General features: G+C 67.1%; 11 protein-coding genes. 4 read left to right on the forward strand and 7 right to left on the reverse strand.

Going from position 1 to position 19382, the window contains the following annotated elements:
• Positions 1-4: 4 nt before the first annotated feature.
• On the forward strand, positions 5-874 hold the full coding sequence (locus HUA76_RS41920) for an aldo/keto reductase family oxidoreductase (protein ID WP_174458711.1): 870 nt from the start codon (positions 5-7) through the stop codon (positions 872-874).
• Positions 875-1389: 515 nt separating this feature from the next.
• Here the strand turns inward: HUA76_RS41920 and HUA76_RS41925 are convergent.
• The 7 genes from HUA76_RS41925 to HUA76_RS41955 all read right to left on the reverse strand — a co-directional run bounded on the left by HUA76_RS41925 (position 1390) and on the right by HUA76_RS41955 (position 14342).
• On the reverse strand, positions 1390-1638 hold the full coding sequence (locus tag HUA76_RS41925; protein ID WP_174464091.1) for a hypothetical protein: 249 nt from the start codon (positions 1636-1638) through the stop codon (positions 1390-1392).
• A gap of 97 nt (positions 1639-1735) precedes the next feature.
• The gene (locus HUA76_RS41930) at positions 1736-5767 is read right to left on the reverse strand and encodes a PPC domain-containing protein (RefSeq protein WP_174464092.1); all 4032 of its coding nucleotides are present in this window, start codon (positions 5765-5767) and stop codon (positions 1736-1738) included.
• Between the two features lie 323 nt (positions 5768-6090).
• A complete protein-coding gene (locus HUA76_RS41935; RefSeq protein WP_174458714.1) occupies positions 6091-7215 on the reverse strand; it encodes an ABC transporter permease in 1125 nt (374 codons plus the stop codon).
• A 2-nt stretch (positions 7216-7217) separates the two neighbouring features.
• Positions 7218-10013 carry a ribosome-associated ATPase/putative transporter RbbA gene (rbbA, locus tag HUA76_RS41940; protein WP_174458715.1) on the reverse strand — a complete coding sequence of 932 codons (2796 nt, stop codon included), beginning with the start codon at positions 10011-10013 and terminating at the stop codon, positions 7218-7220.
• Positions 10014-10038: 25 nt separating this feature from the next.
• The gene (locus HUA76_RS41945; RefSeq protein ID WP_174464093.1) at positions 10039-11052 is read right to left on the reverse strand and encodes an HlyD family secretion protein; all 1014 of its coding nucleotides are present in this window, start codon (positions 11050-11052) and stop codon (positions 10039-10041) included.
• Between the two features lie 10 nt (positions 11053-11062).
• Entirely contained in the window at positions 11063-12760 is a 1698-nt protein-coding gene (locus HUA76_RS41950; protein ID WP_371823603.1) for an efflux transporter outer membrane subunit, read from the reverse strand.
• Positions 12761-12794: 34 nt separating this feature from the next.
• Positions 12795-14342, reverse strand: coding sequence for a Cof-type HAD-IIB family hydrolase (locus HUA76_RS41955; protein ID WP_174464095.1), 1548 nt, complete (start codon positions 14340-14342; stop codon positions 12795-12797).
• Between the two features lie 333 nt (positions 14343-14675).
• On the opposite strand from HUA76_RS41955, the gene HUA76_RS41960 reads away from it, so the two are divergent.
• The 3 genes from HUA76_RS41960 to ppk2 all read left to right on the forward strand — a co-directional run bounded on the left by HUA76_RS41960 (position 14676) and on the right by ppk2 (position 19265).
• Positions 14676-17123: a phosphoketolase gene (locus HUA76_RS41960; protein ID WP_217440896.1), complete on the forward strand. Its 2448-nt coding sequence runs from the start codon at positions 14676-14678 to the stop codon at positions 17121-17123.
• Positions 17124-17132: 9 nt separating this feature from the next.
• Complete coding sequence (locus HUA76_RS41965) at positions 17133-18350, forward strand: acetate/propionate family kinase (protein WP_174464096.1); 1218 nt, start codon at positions 17133-17135, stop codon at positions 18348-18350.
• A 141-nt stretch (positions 18351-18491) separates the two neighbouring features.
• Positions 18492-19265 carry a polyphosphate kinase 2 gene (ppk2, locus tag HUA76_RS41970; protein WP_217440897.1) on the forward strand — a complete coding sequence of 258 codons (774 nt, stop codon included), beginning with the start codon at positions 18492-18494 and terminating at the stop codon, positions 19263-19265.
• Positions 19266-19382: the final 117 nt, after the last annotated feature.

Consider the following 19382-nt stretch of genomic DNA (forward strand, 5'->3'; position numbering starts at 1 on the left):
GCCCATGACGAACACAGACAGACTCGGCGGTCGATTCACGTTCCCCGGCACATCGCTCACGGTGCACCGCATGGGCTACGGCGCCATGCAGCTCGCGGGCCCGCACGTCTGGGGACCGCCGAGCCATCCCGAAGCGGCCGCGGCGGTACTCCGCGAGGCGATTGCGCTCGGCATTGACCACATCGACACGAGCGACGCCTACGGGCCCCACGTCACGAATCAGCTCATTCACGCCACGTTGCATCCGTATCCCAAGAACGTCGTGCTCGTGTCGAAGGTGGGTGGGCGGCGTGGCGCGGACAGGTCGTGGCTCCCGGCGCTATCGCCCGCGGAGCTCCGCTCGGGCCTCCAGGACAACCTGCGCAACCTCGGGCTCGACGCAATCGACGTCGTGAACCTGCGCATGATGAGCATGACGCCCACGGAGGGCCCTCTCGACAAGGAACTCGCCGTCCTCATCGAGCTCAAGCGAGAGGGGCTCGTTCGACACATCGGCCTCAGCAACGTGACGGCGCGCCAGGTCGAGCAGGCGCAAGCGCTCACCGAAATCGTGTGCGTGCAGAACCACTACAACCTGGCGCATCGAGGAGACGACGCGCTCATCGACGCGCTGGCGAAGCAGGGCATCGCCTACGTGCCGTTCTTCCCGCTCGGCGGCTTCACGCCGCTCCAGTCCTCGACGCTGTCGGAAGTGTCGAACGAACTGGGCGCGACGCCGATGCAGGTCGCACTCGCGTGGCTGCTGCACCGCGCGCCGAACATCCTGCTCATCCCGGGCACGTCGTCGGTCGCGCATCTGCGCGAGAACGTGGCCGCCGCATCACTCGTGCTGCCGGAGAAGAGCATCACCGCGCTCGACGGAATCGCGCGTTGACAGTGACCTGCGCCGGCTCCGGCCACCCCCGGGGGCAGGCCGTGAAGAAGCGTCGGCTCAGCGTCGACCCGGCGGAAGCGCGTCTCCGGGAGGGGGTCCACCTGCCCTCCGGGAGAGGTCGCAGTCCTCGGGACAGTCGCAGCGGGTCTCCCGCGCGTCACATACGCCGTCGCCACAGCGGCGACAGACGGGCTGGGCCGCTGTGCCGAGCCGCGAGTCACACGTCCCCTCCTTCGACACGACACCGCAGCGAGGGAGCAACCCGGGACAGCAGGCCAGGGGGCCCGCGATGGCTCCTTCTCCGGCACACGCCTCCTCGCCGCTCCACGCAGAGCAGAAGCGGGTGCCATCACAGTAGGCCGCCTCCCGGCAGTGCTGGGGAAACTCCCCGCATCGCTCCACGGGCAATCCCTCACACCACACATCCGGGCGCGACTCCCAAGGCAGCCACTCCGTCAGCTCAGCCGGCACACCGCCCCAGAGCACCACGGCGCCAACGGCGCTCCACACGAGCATCATGAGCACGACCACGAGGAGGTGGTGCCCGGGAAGCTGCGCGGTTCGCCCCGAACGAGCAGAGACGTGAGCGCCGCCGCGTCCCTGGAGGAGACGGCCTTCATCACCGCCGATTCCTCGACCTCATCGCCGGGGACCGGCTCCGGCGCCCGGGCACATCCCTGAGCGAGCAGCACCCCCGCGGTGATGGCCAGCAGGCCCAGGACTCCACGGAGCCCCACGCCCCACGTCTGACATTCAGGAGCCATGACTCCCATTCAACCCAGAGCCCCCCTGGATGGGAAGCCGGCGCCACCCCAAGGCTTCCGAGAGACAGCGCTCACGGAAGCCCGGGATGTGGGGCCGCTACCGGAAGTTGGGCAGCACCCACAGGTTGTAGCTGTTGGCGGTGAGGGTGAGGCTGACGAAGTACGTCCCCGGGGCGGGGTCGATGATGGTGCAGGTCGAGTTCGGACTCGGGAAGGGATATGCGCAGTCCCGCTCCGTCGCCGTCGGCGGTGCATCCTTGCGCACCGCGAGGCTCAGGTTCCCGTAGTAGGAGCCCGACTCGCCCGTGGTCCGATAGCCTGTCGTCACCGTGAAGTAGTCGACGCCCTCGGGAACGACAATCTTGTAGGTGCGCACCACGCCCTCGGAGCCGCCGACTCCGTAGAAGTAGTCCTGGTTGAGCAGCAGCGGGGCCTGGTCCAGACGGGGGCCATGGAAGGCCCCGACACGGACGTGGCTGAAGGACGTGGTGGCGCTCAGCACGCGGGCATACCAGGGACCCTCGGCGGGATTCTCGAGGGTGCAGCGCACGGAGCCCTTGGCCAGGTAGGCGCAGCGCGGGCTCGCGGCGGTGGGCAGGGTGCCACGCTCGACGCGGACATCGAAATGCTCATACGTCGATGTCGTGTCGTAGCGCAGCTCGAACGAATACATGGCCGCGTTGGCGGGCACGTCCAGGTGGAAGTATTGCGTCTTGCCCGCGTCGAACTGGAGGTTGGTCGCGGGGATGCCATTGGCGAGCGGCGTCACCGTGTCCGCCTGGAAGTAGCCGCCCGTGAGGGTGACGAACTCGTACGCCTCCGTCCCCGTCAACGTGACGAACCACGTCCCCGGCTGCGGGTTGGCGAACGTGCACTGCTTCAGGTTGCCCGGGCCCGTCGTCGCGCAGTCCAGCGTGGCGCCGTCCACGGCGCGGCCACCCCGCTTCACCTTCAGGTTCACGCTCCCCGTCCCATTCTCGGTGGCGAACCACAGCGTGCCCTGGCCGGGAGGCACCTCCAGCTTCCACTGCTTCTGCGAATACTTCGGCCCCTTCTGCCCCGACAGGGAGACATGGGAGGTCAGCGCGGGAAGATGCTCGCCCGGCGTCATCGCGTAGGAAGCGCGCAGGACGGGCACCGACGCGCCCACCTGGTCCCGCACGGCCACGTACCAGGTGCCGGGCTGGGGGTTGGTGATGGCGCAGGTCTCCTCGTTGCCAGGACTGTTCGTGGAGGCGCAGTCGTAGGCACTCGGGTCGGCCAACGAGCCGTGTTTCACATACAGGTCCGCGTTGCCGGTGCCCGAGTAGGGAGCGCCCGACAACTGGAAGAGCAGGTCCGTCGCGCCCACGGGCACTTCGAGTCGCCAGTGCCTCGTCGCGCCCTTCGCGCCGTTGAACGGCCACTCCTGGATGTCATTGGCCAGGGGCCGCACGTCTCGTCCCGTCGTCGTGAAGCGGACCGCGCCTTCGAAGCCCTCCGTCGTCGGGCCGGTGGAGCCGTAGATGCCGCCCTGAACGGTGAGGTACCAGGTGCCGGGGGCGGGGTTGGGGATGTCGCAGACGGAGGCGGGCCCGCAGTCGAAGAAGACGCTGGCCGGGGAGGCCTCGTGCCGCAGCCACTGATAGGCATACGCCGACTTGGGCGTGCGGCGGGCATTGAGCAGCTCCGTGAGCAGGTAGGCCTGGCCCTCTGGCACCTGGATGCGGAACGTCTGGAAGGACCTGGACGCGCCGGCGACGGGCACGGGGACGCCATCCACGAGGTCGGAGGTGGGCCCCCGCTCCAGGTGCTGCCAGTAGAACGACTCGGTCGTCTGGGGGTAGTCCGACGGGAACTCCAGCAGGGCGAACCAGTCCCCGGGCTGGGGCGAGGGAATGCTGCATTCCTGCCGGACATGGCCCGGCTTCACGGATGCGCAGTCGTAGTCAGAGGACGTCGGCAGGCGGCCCTGGCGCACGTACAGCTTCGCCTCGGAGTTGCCACCCGTGTAGGCGTTGAGGCCCGTGCTTCCGACGGGGACCTCCAGCTTGAAGTAGCGCCGGGGCGGCCAGTTGTTGACGGTGGCGCCGTAGCCCAGGTCCTGCGTCGTCTCGGGCGCGGTGTAGTCCGCGGTCAGCGTGGCGTCCGAGTACGTCGAGCTTCCCTCCAGCCGGATGTACCAGGTGCCGCCCTCCGGACGCTCGATGTCGCAGTAGCCCGAGCAGTCGTAGCTGGTGGACGTGGGCGCGGAGCCCCGCTTCGCGTGGAGCCACGTCTTGCCCGTGCCGACCGTGGTCGAGACCCTGAGCCGCGTCTGGTTGGGCGGAACCTGGAACACGAACATCCGGTCCTCGGTGGGGCGGCCCGCGATGCCCGTCCGGGGCTCGCCCTTGCGCAGTTCCTCGGGCGGAGGTGGCTCGGCCGCGGTGTACTCGGCGGTGAACGAGACGCCCTGGTAGTAGGAGCCGGACTCGGGCCAGAAGAACCACGTGCCCGGCTGCGGGTTCTCGATGATGCAGGGCCAGTTGAACAAGCTCGCGCACTCGGCGGTCGTGGTCGTCGGGATGCCGCCCAGCCTCGCGTAGGCGTGGGGGAAGCCCGTGCCGCCGGTGCCCCAGAAGGCCAGGCGCTTCTGCCCCGGGGGGACTTCCAGCGAGTAGTAGACGTAGTCCCGGGCTCCCGCGGTGACGGGGCCTGTCGGCTGGCCGTTCTGCAGGGCCGTGGTCTCGATGCGACCGCCGTAGGTGCCCACGAGGTCCAGCCCCGTGAAGGAGGAGTCAGGGATGATGTGGACGTACCACGGGCCCGCCTGGGGCTTGTCGAACTGGCATTGCTCCGGGCCCGTGCCGAACTCGGAGCAGTCGTACACACCGCCCGCGGGCTCACTGCCATGGCGGACATACATCCAGTACCGGCCGCTGAAGATGTAGGAGACCTCGATGGTGAGGCTGCCCGTGTCGGGGGGCACGTCGAGGCGGTAGACGAACGGACCGCCATCGCGGCTGTTGAGCTCGACGGGCACGGCATTGGTGAGCGGCAGCCCGATGGGGCCACCTCCCGTCGTGGTCACCAGCAGCGTCGCGCCGCTGAACGCCGAATAGCCGTAGAGGAGGATGTGGTAGGTGCCGGCCTGCGGGTTCGTCACCGAGCAGCTCTCCGTGTTCGTGCCCCCCCGGGAGACGCAGGCGTAGGTCGCGGTCGACGGGGCGCTCGCGCGCTTCAGGTAGAGGTCCGCGTCCCCCGTGCCGCCCGCGAGGTCGACCTTGAGGAGGCTCTGTCCGGTGGGGACCTTCACCGTGAAGTAGAGCGAGCCCCCCTTGGCCCCGGTGATGTTGGCCTGGGGCTGGCCGACGGAAATCAGCGTGGGGACCGCGACGGCCGCGCCCAGCAGGCTCACGTTGCTGAAGGTCGCGGCGCCGCGAACCAGGAGGTACCACGTGCCCACCTTGGGGTAGCTCACCGAGCAGCCCTCCGTGGTGCCGACGACGCGGGAGCGGCAGTCGTAGGTGGCCAGCGTCGGCGCGCTGCCGTGGCGCAGGTAGAGGTCCACGTCGCCCGTGCCGCCAGAGGTGGTCACCTCCAGGGAGGACTGCTGGGCGGGGACCTCCATCGTGTAGAGGAGCCAGTCGCCCACGCCCCCTGCGACCGTCACCACCTGATTGTCCGCGAGCACCTTGGCGACGCCGGTGCCCGTGCCAAGGGGAGAATAGGTTCCGGTGAGGCTCAGCCCGGAGAAGGCGCTGGTGGCCTTGAGGAGGACGTACCACGTGCCCGAAGACAGCCGGCTGGCCACGGTGCAGCTTCCCGTGCTGCCCGAGGTCGTCGAGCTGCATTGGGCATTGGCGGGCGTGGGGGTGCTCCCAAAGTAGACGTACATGTCCGCGTTGCCGCTCGCTCCGGACATGGTGAACGTCACCCCGTTCTGGTTGGCCGGGACGTCCAGCGTGTAGAGGAGCTCCGCGCCGGTGGCGGCGGAGAGGCCGGTGACGGGCTGGCCGTTGACCAGCGTGCCGTTGACCAGGGCCTGGGCCGCACGCTCGGTGGGGGAAGGGATATCCGCGGTCGGTGCGTCGACCGGTTCGGGCGCACAGGCGCCCAGCAGGAGCAGCGCTCCCGCGAGCAAGGAGAAGAGATGGCGACGATGCACGGAATCCTCGTGTCGTGAATGAAGGGCTCGCCGCGACGCCGGCCTGTCGCTCGATGCCAACCTTCAAACGCAACCCTGTGTCATTTGTCGCATCGAGTGCGCATGGCGCTCCGCGACGCACGCGACGCAAGACGTAGGGTGGCATGCCCGGGCGCGACGGCTGTGCCTGCCAAACGCCGACGTGGACTCCGGCGAGCCCGCTCAGCAGGAGCGCTCCGAGGTAGACCTCCTCCGAGTGCCTGTTCGGGCCTCCTGGCCGCGTCAATCGCTGAAAACGATGGGGGCGCGCAGGACCTGTTCCTCCGCCCCACGTTCTCTTGTTCCTACTTGCTCACCGCGATGGACTTCCGGAAGAGCGACAGGCTGTAGACGAAGAAGCCGATGCCCACCCCGGCCACCATCAGGAACTGGCGCCAGACGGCATCCAGCCCTCCGCCGCGGTAGATGATGACCTGCGAGAAGCTGACGAAGTGCCGGGCCGGCAGGAGGTACGTGATGTACTGGAGCCACTTCGGCTGGCTCTCGACGGGCGTGCTTCCGCCCGACAGCAGCATCAGCACGAGGACCACGAGGATGATCAGCAGCGCGAACTGCGCCATGGACCGTGAGATGGTCCCCAGGAAGATGCCGAGCGCGGTGGCGAAGAAGAGGTAGAGCACGACACCGCAGAACCAGAGCGTCACCGAACCGGCGAACGGCACCTTCAGCACCAGGTGCACCACGAAGAGGAGCGAGGCCGCCGTCGCCACGAGAATCACGAGGCCGTTCGCCCAGATCTTCGCCATGGCGATTTCGAACGCGGTCAGCGGCATCACCAGCAGGTGCTCCAGCGTCCCGTGCTCGCGCTCGCGGATGACCGCGGCACCCGTGAGCACGACGGTCAGCAGGGTGATTTGATTGATGATGGCCACCACGCTCTTGAACCAGGACGACACCCCGTTGGGGTTGAAGAGCTTTCGGATGACCAGGTTGATGGGCTTGGGCCCCGTCTCCTCCGTGCGCTGGAGGAAGGAGTGGATGCGGTCCGTGAGGATGTTCTGGATGTAGCCGGCGCCGATGCCCGCCTGCTGCATGGCGGTCGCGTCGATGTTCACCTGGATGTCCGGGGTGCGGCCCGCGCGCAGGTCGTGCTCGAAGCGCGGCGGAATCACGACGACGAACAGGAACCGGCCCCGGTCCATGGCCGGCTGGATGTCGTCGGCGGAGATGAGCTCGGGCAACATGAAGCGGGGGGGATAGAAGGCGTTGAAAAGCTCCTTGGACAGCAATGAGCCGTCTTCATCCACGAAGGCAATCGAGGCGTTGTTCACCTCGCTCGAGGTGCCCGTCGCCTGGACATAGATGGCCAGGGTGAATGCATAGATGACGAAGATGACCATCACCGCGTCGCTCAGCAGGCTGCGAATCTCCTTGAGCCCGAGCCACAGGATGTTGAGCAGCGAGTTCATCCCTATTTCTCCTGCTTCCGCAGGCCGATGAAGCTGATGGCCAGGAGGACGGGGATGCAGGCGGCCAGGAAGAGGACGTCGCGCAGCATGAGGCCGGCTCCCAGTCCCTTCGTGTAGGCGCCCAGGCTGGCGTGCATGTAATAGGTCGCCGGCCAGATGGACCCGATGACGCCCGCGCCGCCCTGCAGCGTGGAGACGGGCTGCAGCAGGCCGGAGAACTGGATGGTCGGAACAATGGTCAGGATGGCCGTGACGAAGACGGCCGCGACCTGGCTGTTGGTGAACGTCGAGGTCACCATCCCGAGGCCTGTCGTCGCCATGACGTAGAACAGCGTGCAGAGCATCAGCATCAGGAAGCTGCCCTTGATGGGCACGCGGAAGACCACCAGTGTCAGGGCGGTGAGGATGAGGAAGTTGGCCATGCCGATGACGACGTAGGGCAACTGCTTGCCGAGCAGGTACTCCAGCCGCCCGGTGGGCGTGACGTAGAAGTTGATGATCGACCCCAGCTCCTTCTCGCGCACGATGCTGACCGTCATGAGGATGGCGGGTATCAGCAGCAGCAGCAGCGCCGGGACGCTCGGAACGATGGAGTAGATGCTCTTGAACGTCGGGTTGTACATGAAGCGCTCTTCGATGTTGGCCGTGTACTTCGGGGGCCCCGCGGGATTGAGACCGCTCGCGGGGTCCACCAGCAGCCGGTTGTGCACTCCCTGGACGTATTGCTGGACGGTGTCGCCGCGGAAGGTCATGGCGCCATCCACCTGGGCCAGGACCTCGGGCCCGGAGCCCCGGCGGAGGTCCCGGCTGAAGTCGGGCGGTATCTCCAGCAACACCGAGATGTCATCCGATTGCAGCCGCCGCAGGGCCTCGTCCGCGGATTCGGCGGGCGGAGTCGGCGTGAAATAGGGCTTCGCCCCCGAGAACTGCTCCAGGTACGCACGGCTTTCAGTCGACTGGTCGAGGTCCAGCGCGGCGAAGCGGATGTTCTCGACGTCGGTGGTGATGCCGAAGCCGAAGACGAGCATCAACAGCGCCGAGCCGATGAAGGCAAAGGCCAGGCGGATACGGTCGCGGCGAATCTGCACCGCCTCGTTGTGGGCGTACGCAAGCAGCCGGCCGAGTCCCAGTTGGAAGGCGCTCTGCTTGGATGGGGCCGGAGGGGGCGCGGGCGCGGGCGCCTCGGGAGCGGGGGCCGCGGCCGCGCCCTTGCCTTCGGCGCGGGCCGCGTCGGCGATGGCGTCCTCCATGTAGGCGATGAAGGCCGTCTCCAGGCTGTCGGCCTTCTGGGCCTCGATGAGCTTCTGGGGCGTGTCACACGCCAGCACCCTCCCCGCGTTCATGAGCGAGATGCGGTCGCAGCGCATCCCCTCGTTCATGAAGTGCGTCGTCACGAAGATGGTGACGCCCTGCTTCCGCGAGAGGTCGATGAGCAGCTCCCAGAAGCTGTCCCGGGCGACCGGGTCCACACCCGACGTGGGCTCGTCCAGGATGAGGATCTGCGGCCCGTGCAGGACGGCGACCGCCAGCGAGAGCCGCTGGCGCAACCCCATCGGCAGCGCCTCGGCCAGCGAATCCACGTGCGCGCCGAGGTCGAAGCGCTCGACGAGTTCCTGGATGCGCGCCTTCGCCTGCTCTGGTGGCAGGTGATAGAGGCGGGCATGCAGGACCAGGTTCTGCTGCACGGTCAGCTCGCCATAGAGCGAGAAGGCCTGCGTCATGTAGCCAAGACGCTTGCGCACCTCCATGCTCCCGGCCTCGACGGAGCCGCCGAAGAGCTTCGCCGTCCCTTCCGTGGGAGGCAGCAGCCCGGTCAGCATCTTCATGGTGGTGGACTTGCCGCAGCCGTTGGAGCCCAGGAAGCCGAAAATCTCTCCGCGCTCAATCGACAACGTGACGTGGTCGACGGCGGTGAAGGTGCCGAAGCGCCGCGTGAGCCCGTGCGCCTCGATGGCCAGCTCCGCGTTGCCCGGAGGCCGGGGCGGGATGGTGAGCACCACGTGGCCCTTGCGCTTCTCCTCGGGCAGCAGCGCGATGAAGCACTGCTCGAGGTTGCTCGTGCCCGAGCGCTCCATCAGCTCCGCGGGCGTCCCGGTCGCCAGCACGCGGCCCTCGTCCATGGCGACGAGCCAGTCCCACTGCTGTGCCTCGTCCATGTAGGCCGTGGAGATGATGACGCTCATCCCCGAGCGCCCGGCGCGAATCTCGTCGATGAGCTTCCAGAACTGCCGTCGGGAGAGCGGGTCGACGCCGGTGGTGGGCTCGTCGAGGATGAGCAGGTCCGGGTCATGCACCAGCGCGCCGCAGAGCCCCACCTTCTGCTTCATGCCGCCGGAGAGCTTGCCGGCCGGGCGCGCCGCGAACTTTCCCAGCCCCGTCGCCGCCAGGAGCTGCGGGACACGGACCTTGCGCTCCTCCGGTGACAGGCCGAAGAGCCGGGCCATGAAGTCGACGTTGTCGTAGACGCTGAGCTCCAGGTAGAGGTTCTTGCCCAGCCCCTGAGGCATGTAGGCGATGCGCGGCCCCACCTCGCGGCGGTGCCGGGCGTCGGCGATGTCGCCGCCCAGCACCGTCACCCTCCCCTCCTGCAGCTTCTTGGAGCCGGCGACCAGGGCCATCAGCGTCGACTTGCCCACGCCATCGGGCCCGATGATGCCCACCATGATGCCGGAGGGAAAGTCGAGCGAGATGCCGTCGAGCGCGACGACCTTGCCGTAGCGGTGTGTCACGTCCTGGAGCGAGACGACGGGGCCGCTCGAGAGCCCGCCCGGCGAATCTGGCGACGCGGATGAGTTCATGGCGGAGCCCTCACCGGTCGCCTGGCTAGGGAATGACGGCGCCTGCCCCGATGACCTTCTGCAGTGGGGCCGGCCACGATGCGGAAGGAGTCAGCTTGACGTAACCGACGCCGCGAATTCCCGTCTTGATGCGCTCGACATAGCGGGCGGCCAGCTCCTTGGGGATTTGAATCTTCACCCGGAACATCAGCTTCTCCCGCTCGCTCTTCGTCTCCACCTGCTTGGGCGTGAACTGCGCCTCCGGGGACACGAAGCTGACATACCCGGCGACGGCACGTTCGGGCTCGGTGTCGACCTGGATGCGCGCCTCGGAGCCGATCTTCACGCGGGCGGCCTCGTTGGCGGGGAGGAAGATCTCCATATAGACGTCTTCCAGGTTGACCAGGGTCAGCGCCGGTCCTCCGGGCGCGAGCACCTCGCCCGGCTCGGCGAGGCGATAGAGGACTCTTCCCGTCACCGGAGACGTGAGCGTCGCGTCGGTGATGCGCGTCTGAATCGTCGCCGCGTTGGCGCGCGCGACTTCAATCTCATCCATGGAGGTCTTCAGCATGGCCTCCGCTTCCAACAAACCAGCCCGGGTCGTCTCCAGCTTGCTCTCGCGGACGTCCAGGTCCCGCTGCGAGCCAGCGCCATCCTTCACCAGCCGCCTCGCGCGCTCGACCTCGATGGTGGCGAGCTCGATTTCACTCCGCTGCTTGACGATGCCCGCCTTGGCCACCGCCAGGTGTTCTTCCGTGGCGGCGATGTTCGCGTTGGCCTCCGCGAGGTTGGCCTCCAGCGTGGAGGTGTCCAACTGCACCAGCACCTGGCCCGGCCTGACGAGGTCACCCTCGTTCACGCGGATCTGCCCCACCCGAAGGGGCTCCTTGGCGGCGACGTCGACGAGCTTCGCCTCGATGCGTCCGTTGCCCGAGACAATCCCTTCCGGCAGCTCGGATTTCTTTCCCTTCCAATATCGGAAGCCAATGAATGCGGCGATCGCAATGGCGACCAGCCCGATGATCCACTTGGCCTTTCCCTTCGGGACAGTCTTGGACATGGCGGGCTTTCTATTGCTTCCCCTGGGGAGGGTTCTCCGAGACCTCGGGCTTCCGGGGCGTGGACACCACGTTGCCCCAGTCGGTCCGCTTCTCCATTTCGCTCCGGACGCGCTCGGGGACCACCGGCACCCCCTGTCGCACCTCCCAGCCTCCGCCCAGCGCCTTGTAGAGGGAGACCAGATTCGTGGCGATGGCGGAGCTCGCCTGGGCCCGGTTGTTCTGCTGCACGAGGAGCGAGCGTTGCGCGTCCAGCACGCGCTGGAAGTCCACGGCGCCTTCCCGGTACTGCACCATGGAGAGCTCCACCGACCGCTGGGCCGCCTTCACGGCGGCCTCCTCGAATGCCAGGGCTTTATGAGACTGAACGAAGCCCACCAGGGCGTCCGTGACCTCCTGGGCCGCCTTGAGCACCGTGTTCTGATAGTTGATGAGCAGTTGCTGGAACCGCGCATCCTGGACACGCACCCCGTTCTTCAGGCGGCCATAGTTGAGGAAGGGCCAGACGATGCGCGGGCCGAAGCTGTAGGCCAGGCTGTGGATGGAGGCGAGGTTGCCGAAGGTGCCGCCGGCGCTGCTCGCCTCGAGCCCGACGGAGCCCACGAGCGTGAAGCTCGGATAGAGTTCCGCCTTGGCGATGCCGATGCGGGAGCACTGCGCGGCGGCGGACAGCTCCGCGCTGCGGACGTCCGGACGCCGCCGCAGAATCTCCGCCGGCATGCCGACAGCCACCGTCGCGGGCGCCACCGGAATCTGCTTGGGCCCCGCCAGCAACGCCTCCAGGGCCCCCGGGGGCCGGCCCAGGAGCGCGCTCAAGGCATTGAAGGACTGTTCCAACCCAATCTCCAGCTGAGGGAGGGAGGCCCGGGTGCTCTCCAACAGCGTCGCCGCCTGGACCACGTCCAGCTCCGAGGTCGCGCCGTTGCTGAAGCGCGACTGGGCGATGTTCAGCCCTTCCTCCTGAATCCTGATGTTCTGCTCGGCCTGAGCCATGAGCACCTCGAAGGTGCGAATCGAGACATACGTCCGCGCGACCTCCGCGGTGAGCGCGACGATGGCGGATTGGTAGTCCGCGGCCGATGCGAGCAGGCCCGCGGTTCCCGACTCCACGCCCCGCCGGTACTTTCCCCAGAAATCCAGCTCCCAGAGGGCGTCGAAACCCACGGCATAGTTCAGGAAGTCGCGGTCGAACCCGAGCCTGGAGAGATTGGCCGCGTTCTCGCTGAGCCCCACCCCGGTGACGTTGCCGGTGGCCACCTGCACCTGTGGATACTGCTGGCCCGTGAGGATGCCCAACTGGGCGCGGGCTTCCACGATGCGCAGCCCCGCGACCTGCAGCGGCAAGTTCTGCTGGTAGGCCTGCTCGACCAGGCGATCGAGTGTCGGATCGCCGAACGCCTTCCACCACTCGGCGTCAACCACGGGCTGCGTCGTGATTCGCGGTTCGCCTTGGGTGTTCCACTCTTGAGGAACCGCGGCGACAGGCCTCGTGAATTCGGGGCCCACCGAGCAGCCGGAGAGCGCCGAAAGGACGCAGAGCAGCGGTAACGCGCTGCCCATGGGTGAAAGCCCTCGGGGTACCTCCTGTCTGGTACTGCCCAATTCCCGCATTCCGAGCACCCCGTGACGAGGAAGAGTCGCCATGGTCCAGGGCAAGCGTGAGCGGGACTTGAGCGCGATGTGGGTGTCGTTGTCGCGACACCGGTCCATCTTCGGCGCGGCGGGAATGGTTGACCCGGTGTCCTCAGACGCCCGCGGTCGGTTTCCCAGGTGGCGTGCCGTCGGAGCCGTCTTGCTCGAGGAGGGCGGCTGGGTCCGTCACGACGATGTCCGCGCCGCAGCGGCGAAGCTCGGCGGCCCGCCCCCGGCGGTCGACGCCTACGACATAGCCGAAATGGCCCGCACGCGCCGCTGAGACGCCCGCGGGTGCGTCCGCGAAGACAACCACTTCCCCGGAGCCGACACCGAGGGCCTGGACCGCCGTGAGATAGACATCGCCGGGCGGCGTGCCCTCGACCCGCGCATCGAAGAGGTCCGCGAGGCCGGAGGACTGGAGCACCTCGGTGGAGTGCCCGAGTTCGGAGACGACCGCGAGCCGCAGGCGGTCAGCGCGCGCCGCCTGGACGTAGCGGACCGCGCCCTCATACGGTTCCACGTGCTCGTGCTGGAGCATCTCGACCAGGAGCTCGCCATGACGGTCGGTCAGCGCGCGCACCGTATTCTCCGGCAGCTCGATGTCACGAGCGGCGAGAAACGCGCGGATGCCATCCAGGGGCAACATGCCGTCGAAGTGACGGCTGTAGTCGCGGATCAGGTCGAAGGGGATGAAGGGTTGCCCCGACGCTCGCGCCCGTCTCCGCAGGTAGTAGTCACACAGGTTCTTCCAGGCCCTCGCCTGGAGGCTCGCGGTCTGGGTGAGGACATCATCGAGGCCGAAGAGGCAGGCGCGCGCGCGGGGAGGCAGCCCCAGCCGCGTCCGTGCGAGGGGCGGCTGGCCCAGGATGAAGGTCTCGACCGCATGGGCGAAGCCCTCCTCGTCGTTGGTGCGAGTCACGTGGCGTGCGGAGCGTCGGACGTCGTCGCTGGCGTTGCCCATGGCGATGCCAAGCCCGGCGACCTTCAGCATGGGGAGGTCATTGGGCATGTCGCCGATGGCCGCGATCTGGTCCAGGGGAAGCTGGAGAATGCGTGCGGCCTCGCGTACGACCATGCCCTTGTTCGCTTCGGGGTGCGTGACGTCGAGGTAATAGGGCGTCGAGCGCATGGCGGACGCCTCGGTGCCCAGTCGACCGGCGAGCTCCGCCTCGCAGCGCTCGACGCGTGCCCGGTCCTCACTCACTCCGACGATCTTGATGGGCTCGTCGAGCACGGCGGACAGGTCCTGGACGACGGTCGGGTCGAACCCGAGGTTGTTCCTCTCGCGCGCCACGCGGAACGCCTCGGCATCGCGGAGGAACCAATCGGCGCCTTGATACACCCAGACATCGAGGCCCGCTCGCAACAGGTGGTCGATGGCCTGCCTGGCGACGGCGAGGGGAAGCGTTCGCTGCGCCAACGTGGTCGTCAGGTCGGGCTGGACGTACACACCGCCGTTGAAGGCAGCCAGGGGGGCGGTGAGCTTCAGTGCCGCGACCACCCCCGCCATCCCACGCGGCGGCCGTCCGCTCGTGACGGTGAACTGGATGCCCCTGGAACGCAGTCGGGCGACAGCCTCGCGGGTCCGCTCGGTGAGGACCTTGTCCTGTGTCACCATCGTTCCGTCGATGTCCGCGATGAGCAACCTGATCGCCATGGCCGTCTCCCGTGCTCGACCCGCTCCCCGACGCAACCGCGGGCAGGGGGGGCCACCAGAAGAAGGTAGCCCCGCGGCACATCCGCTGCCTCGCGGGTAGCTCTCCGGCTCTCCCCTCCTCGGTGGCTCTGCGGGCCGGCCCATTGCCGACCGGTGACCCGCCGATTGCTGGTGCCTCGGGGCGCGCTCAGGCTACTTCGGACGGAGGGGAGTTCTCGAAGTGACGTCAAGGGCGAAGCGGGCACCGCCCGGACAGCGGTGCCGCCAGCCGACATCAAGGCAAACCAGACCTGAGATCAGATTCTGCATTTCTGCATTGAGGAGTGACGTGTCATGGCACATCCAGTGACGACCAAGGGGGCGGGGACGCAGATGCCGTTGTCCGCCAGGGGAGCAGCCGCCAGGGAGCAGTCCAGGGATGGCCCACTCGCCGCCAGCGAGGTGGAGTTGATGAACGCGTACTGGCGTGCGTGCAACTACCTCTCGGTGGGGATGATCTACCTCCAGGACAACCCGCTGCTGCGGAGGCCCCTGGTGCCGGAGGACGTGAAACATCGACTCCTCGGCCATTGGGGAGCAAGCCCCGCGCTCTCGTTCGCATGGGTCCATCTGAACCGGCTCATCGTCAAACACGACCTGGACGTGCTCTTCGTGGCCGGGCCGGGCCATGGCGCCCCTGGCGTGCTCGGGCCGACGTATCTCGAGGGGACCTACTCCGAGGTGTATCCGGACAAGAGCATGAACGAGGAGGGGATGCGGAGGTTCTTCAAGCAATTCTCCTTCCCGGGTGCCATCGGCAGCCACGTCACTCCGGAGACGCCAGGGTCCATCCATGAAGGCGGCGAGCTTGGCTACAGCCTCTCTCACGCATACGGCATGGCCTTCGACAATCCCGACCTCGTCGTCGCCTGCGTCGTGGGTGACGGTGAAGCAGAGACGGGCCCCCTCGCGACGGCCTGGCACTCGAACAAGTTCCTCAATCCCGTGCGCGACGGCGCCGTGCTGCCGATCCTGAACCTCAACGGGTACAAGATCGCCAACCCGACCATCCTCGCCCGCATCAGCCGGGAAGAGCTCGAGGCCCTGTTCGTGGGCTACGGCTACAAGCCCTATTTCGTCGAAGGCAGCGACCCGACCCGGATGCACCAGAAGATGGCGGAGACCCTGGAGCACGCCGTCGAGGAGATTCGAGACGCTCAAAGAGCGGCACGGCGGTCGAACACCCCGACACGTCCACGCTGGCCCATGATCATCCTGCGCGCGCCCAAGGGATGGACCGGCCCGAAGGAGCTCGGCGGGCACAAGCTGGAAGGGTCCTGGCGCTCACACCAGGTCCCATTCTCCGACGCGCGGCAGAACCCGGCGCACTTGAAGGTCCTCGAGGATTGGATGCGCAGCTACCGGCCCGAGGAGCTGTTTGATGCGCGCGGAACCCTGATTCCAGAGCTCCAGGCACTCTCACCCAAGGGGCCCCGGCGAATGGGCGCGAACCCACACGCCAATGGCGGTGTGCTTCGCAAGGACCTCAAGCTCCCCGACTTCCGTGACTATGCGGTGAAGGTGGAGTCGCGGGGCACGTCGTTGCATGAGAACACGAAGCCCCTGGGCGAGTTCCTGCGCGACGTGATGCGAGGCAACCCGACGAACTTCCGCGTCTTCGGTCCGGACGAGACGGCGTCGAACCGGCTCCAGGCCCTCTACGAGGCGAGCAAGAAGACCTGGATGGCGGACCTGTTGCCAGAGGACGCCGACGGCGGCGAGCTCGCGCGTGACGGCCGTGTCATGGAGATGCTGTCGGAGCACACGTTGCTCGGCTGGCTCGAGGGGTATCTGCTCACGGGACGCCACGGCCTCTTCCACACGTACGAGGCGTTCGCCCACGTCATCGATTCCATGTTCAACCAGCACGCCAAGTGGTTGGACGTCAGCAAGAACCACGTGAGGTGGAGGGCGCCCGTCGCCTCGGAGAACATCCTGCTGTCTTCGACTGTATGGCGCCAGGACCACAACGGGTTCTCACATCAGGACCCGGGGTTCATCGACCTGGTGACCAACAAGTCCGCATCAGTCACACGCATCTATCTGCCTCCGGACGCCAACACGTTGCTGGTGGTGGCGGACCAGTGTCTGCGCAGCACCGACTGCATCAACGTCATCGTCGCCGACAAGCAGAAGCACCTGCAGTTCACCACCATGGAGGAGGCCATCGCCCATTGCGCCAAGGGCCTGGGCATCTGGCGGAGGGCCAGCACGGACGCCGACGTGGAGCCGGACGTCGTCATGGCTAGCTGCGGCGACGTCGCCACGCAGGAGGCGCTGGCCGCCACCGCCATCCTGCGCCAGCGCGTGCCGGACTTGAAGCTGCGGTTCATCAACGTCGTCGACCTGTTCAAGCTCCAGTCGGCGGCGGACCATCCGCACGGGTCGACCGAGCGAGAACTCGAGGGACTCTTCACACCGGACAAGCCCATCATCTTCAGCTTCCACGGGTATGCGTCCCTCATTCACAAGCTCGCCTATCGCTTCAAGAATCAGGAGAACCTTCACGTTCACGGCTACAAGGAGAGAGGCAACATCAACACGCCGTTCGAACTGGCGATGCTGAACGAGACATCTCGTTTCCATCTGGTCATCGACGTCATCGACCGCGTGCCGAAGCTGAGCGCGAAGGCGGGGCACCTGAAGGAGGAGATGAGGACCGCGATCGTCGACAATACGGCCTACGCGCACGAGCATGGCAGGGATCGTCCTGAGATCGCCAATTGGACCTGGCAGGACTGAGGTTCCCGGATGGAGCGACGAGCCTTTGAAGCAGGAGACGCGGAGGGTGCACTGCTGGTGCTCAACGCCGGCTCGTCGAGCCTGAAGTTCTCGCTCTTCCTCGATGAGGACCCGCCCCGCCTCCTGCTGCGGGGGGCGTTCGAGGCATTGTCGACGCAGCCTCGGTTCCTCGCGCGCGCGGGCGGCTCCATCATCGGCGAGGAGGACTGGGCCCCAGGAACGCAGCTCGGCTACGAGGGCGCCCTCGACCATCTGTTCGCCTGGGGGCGAGGGGGTGTACTCGGGGGGCGTCACGTCACGGCCGTGGGCCATCGTGTGGTTCATGGCGGTTCGCATTTCTTCGGGCCTGCGCTCATTGACGCCGCGACGCTGGCAGCCCTGGAAACGCTCATTCCGCTCGCGCCGTTGCACCAGCCCCACTGCGTGGAGGCAATCAAGGCCGTCACGGGGACGGCGCCATCGGTGGCGCAGGTCGCATGCTTCGATACCGCGTTTCACCGGACCCAGCCTCCAGTGGCCCAGGCCTTTGCCCTGCCCCGCCGTCATACCGAAGAGGGAGTTCGCCGATACGGGTTTCATGGGCTCTCCTACGAATACATCGCCTCCACGCTCCCGAGCGTGGCTCCCCAGGCCGCGGCCGGGCGCACGGTCGTCGCGCACCTCGGCAATGGCGCGAGCATGTGCGCCCTGCTCGGAGGGCGAAGCGTGGCGACGACCATGAGCCTCACCCCACTGGATGGCCTCATGATGGGCACCCGCTGCGGCGCGATTGATCCCGGAGTCCTGCTCTACCTGATGAAGCAGCACGGCATGGACGCGAGCGCCCTGGAGCGGCTTCTCTACGAGCAATCCGGCTTGCTGGGCGTCTCCGGCGAGTCCAGCGACATGCGAGACCTGCTCGGCCGCTCCAGTGCCAGCGCGGCGGAGGCGCTGGAGCTGTTCGTCTACCGTATCAATCGCGAGCTCGGGTCGCTCGCGGCGGCACTGCACGGGCTCGACGCCATGGTCTTCACGGGCGGCATTGGCGAGAATGCCGCGCCGATTCGCGCACGGGCCTGTCGCGATGCGCGCTGGCTCGGCCTGGAGCTCGATGATGAGGCGAATGCTCGCGGTGGGCCCTGCATCACCAGGCCAGGGAGCCGTGTATCCGCCTGGGTCATTCCCACGAATGAGGAGGCGATGATCGCCCTCCACACCCGGCGGGTGCTGGGCTCGGCACGTCGGTAGCCGCGTTGACGAGGGTGGAATGGTGAAGCCGCGGCCTTGGCGGCGCACGGCTGGCTGCCCCGCCCGCGAATGACTGCCATTGCACGCGTCGCACGGACTCACAATCATGATGTCATGGCACATACGACTCGAATGGAGCCCATGAAGCGCAAGGCCTATGAGAAGGAGCTGCAAAAGCTCCAGACCCGGCTCTGCCTGCTTCAGGATTGGGTCAAACAGGAGGGGCTGCGCGTCGTCGTGGTCTTCGAGGGGCGGGATGCCGCGGGCAAGGGTGGCACGATTCGCGCCATCACCGAGCGGGTGAGTCCCCGCGTCTTCCGGGTGGTGGCCCTCCCCACGCCCTCGAGCCGGGAGAAGACGCAGATGTACCTCCAGCGGTATGTGTCTCATTTCCCCGCGGCAGGGGAGATCATCATCTTCGATCGCAGTTGGTACAATCGGGCCGGAGTCGAGTTCGTGATGGGCTTCTGCACCACCGAGGAGCACGAGCGCTTCCTTGAGGGGTGCCCCGTCTTCGAGAAGTACATGGTCGACAGCGGAATCGTCCTGGTGAAGATCTGGCTCGAGGTCGGCATGGAGGAACAGCAGCGGCGCTTCGAGGCGCGGATCGAAGACCCGCTCCGACAGTGGAAGCTGAGCCCCATGGACCTCAAGTCGTGGAAACGCTGGTACGACTACTCCCATGCGCGCGACAAGATGTTCGAGGTCACGGACCTCTCGTATGCGCCGTGGCACATCCTACGGTCTGACGACAAGAAGAAGGCACGGCTCAACTGCATCCGCTTCCTGCTGGAGCAGATTCCTCACAAGAGGGTGAAGCGCCCCAAGGTGAGATTGCCCAAGCGCACCCTTCAAGGGAGCTATGACGACGAGGCTACGCTCCAGGGCAGGAACTTCATCCCGGAACACTTCTGAGCAAGACCCAGATGTACCGCACCCGATGGGCGATGACCCGCTGCTGATGCCGACCCCGGCCATCGGGCAGTCGTCGTAGGTCATTCCGCGTCGGTCATGACCTGCTCTATGTCCTAG

The sequence above is a fragment of the Myxococcus sp. CA056 genome, assembly GCF_013336715.1.
GTDB lineage: Bacteria > Myxococcota > Myxococcia > Myxococcales > Myxococcaceae > Myxococcus > Myxococcus llanfairpwllgwyngyllgogerychwyrndrobwllllantysiliogogogochensis.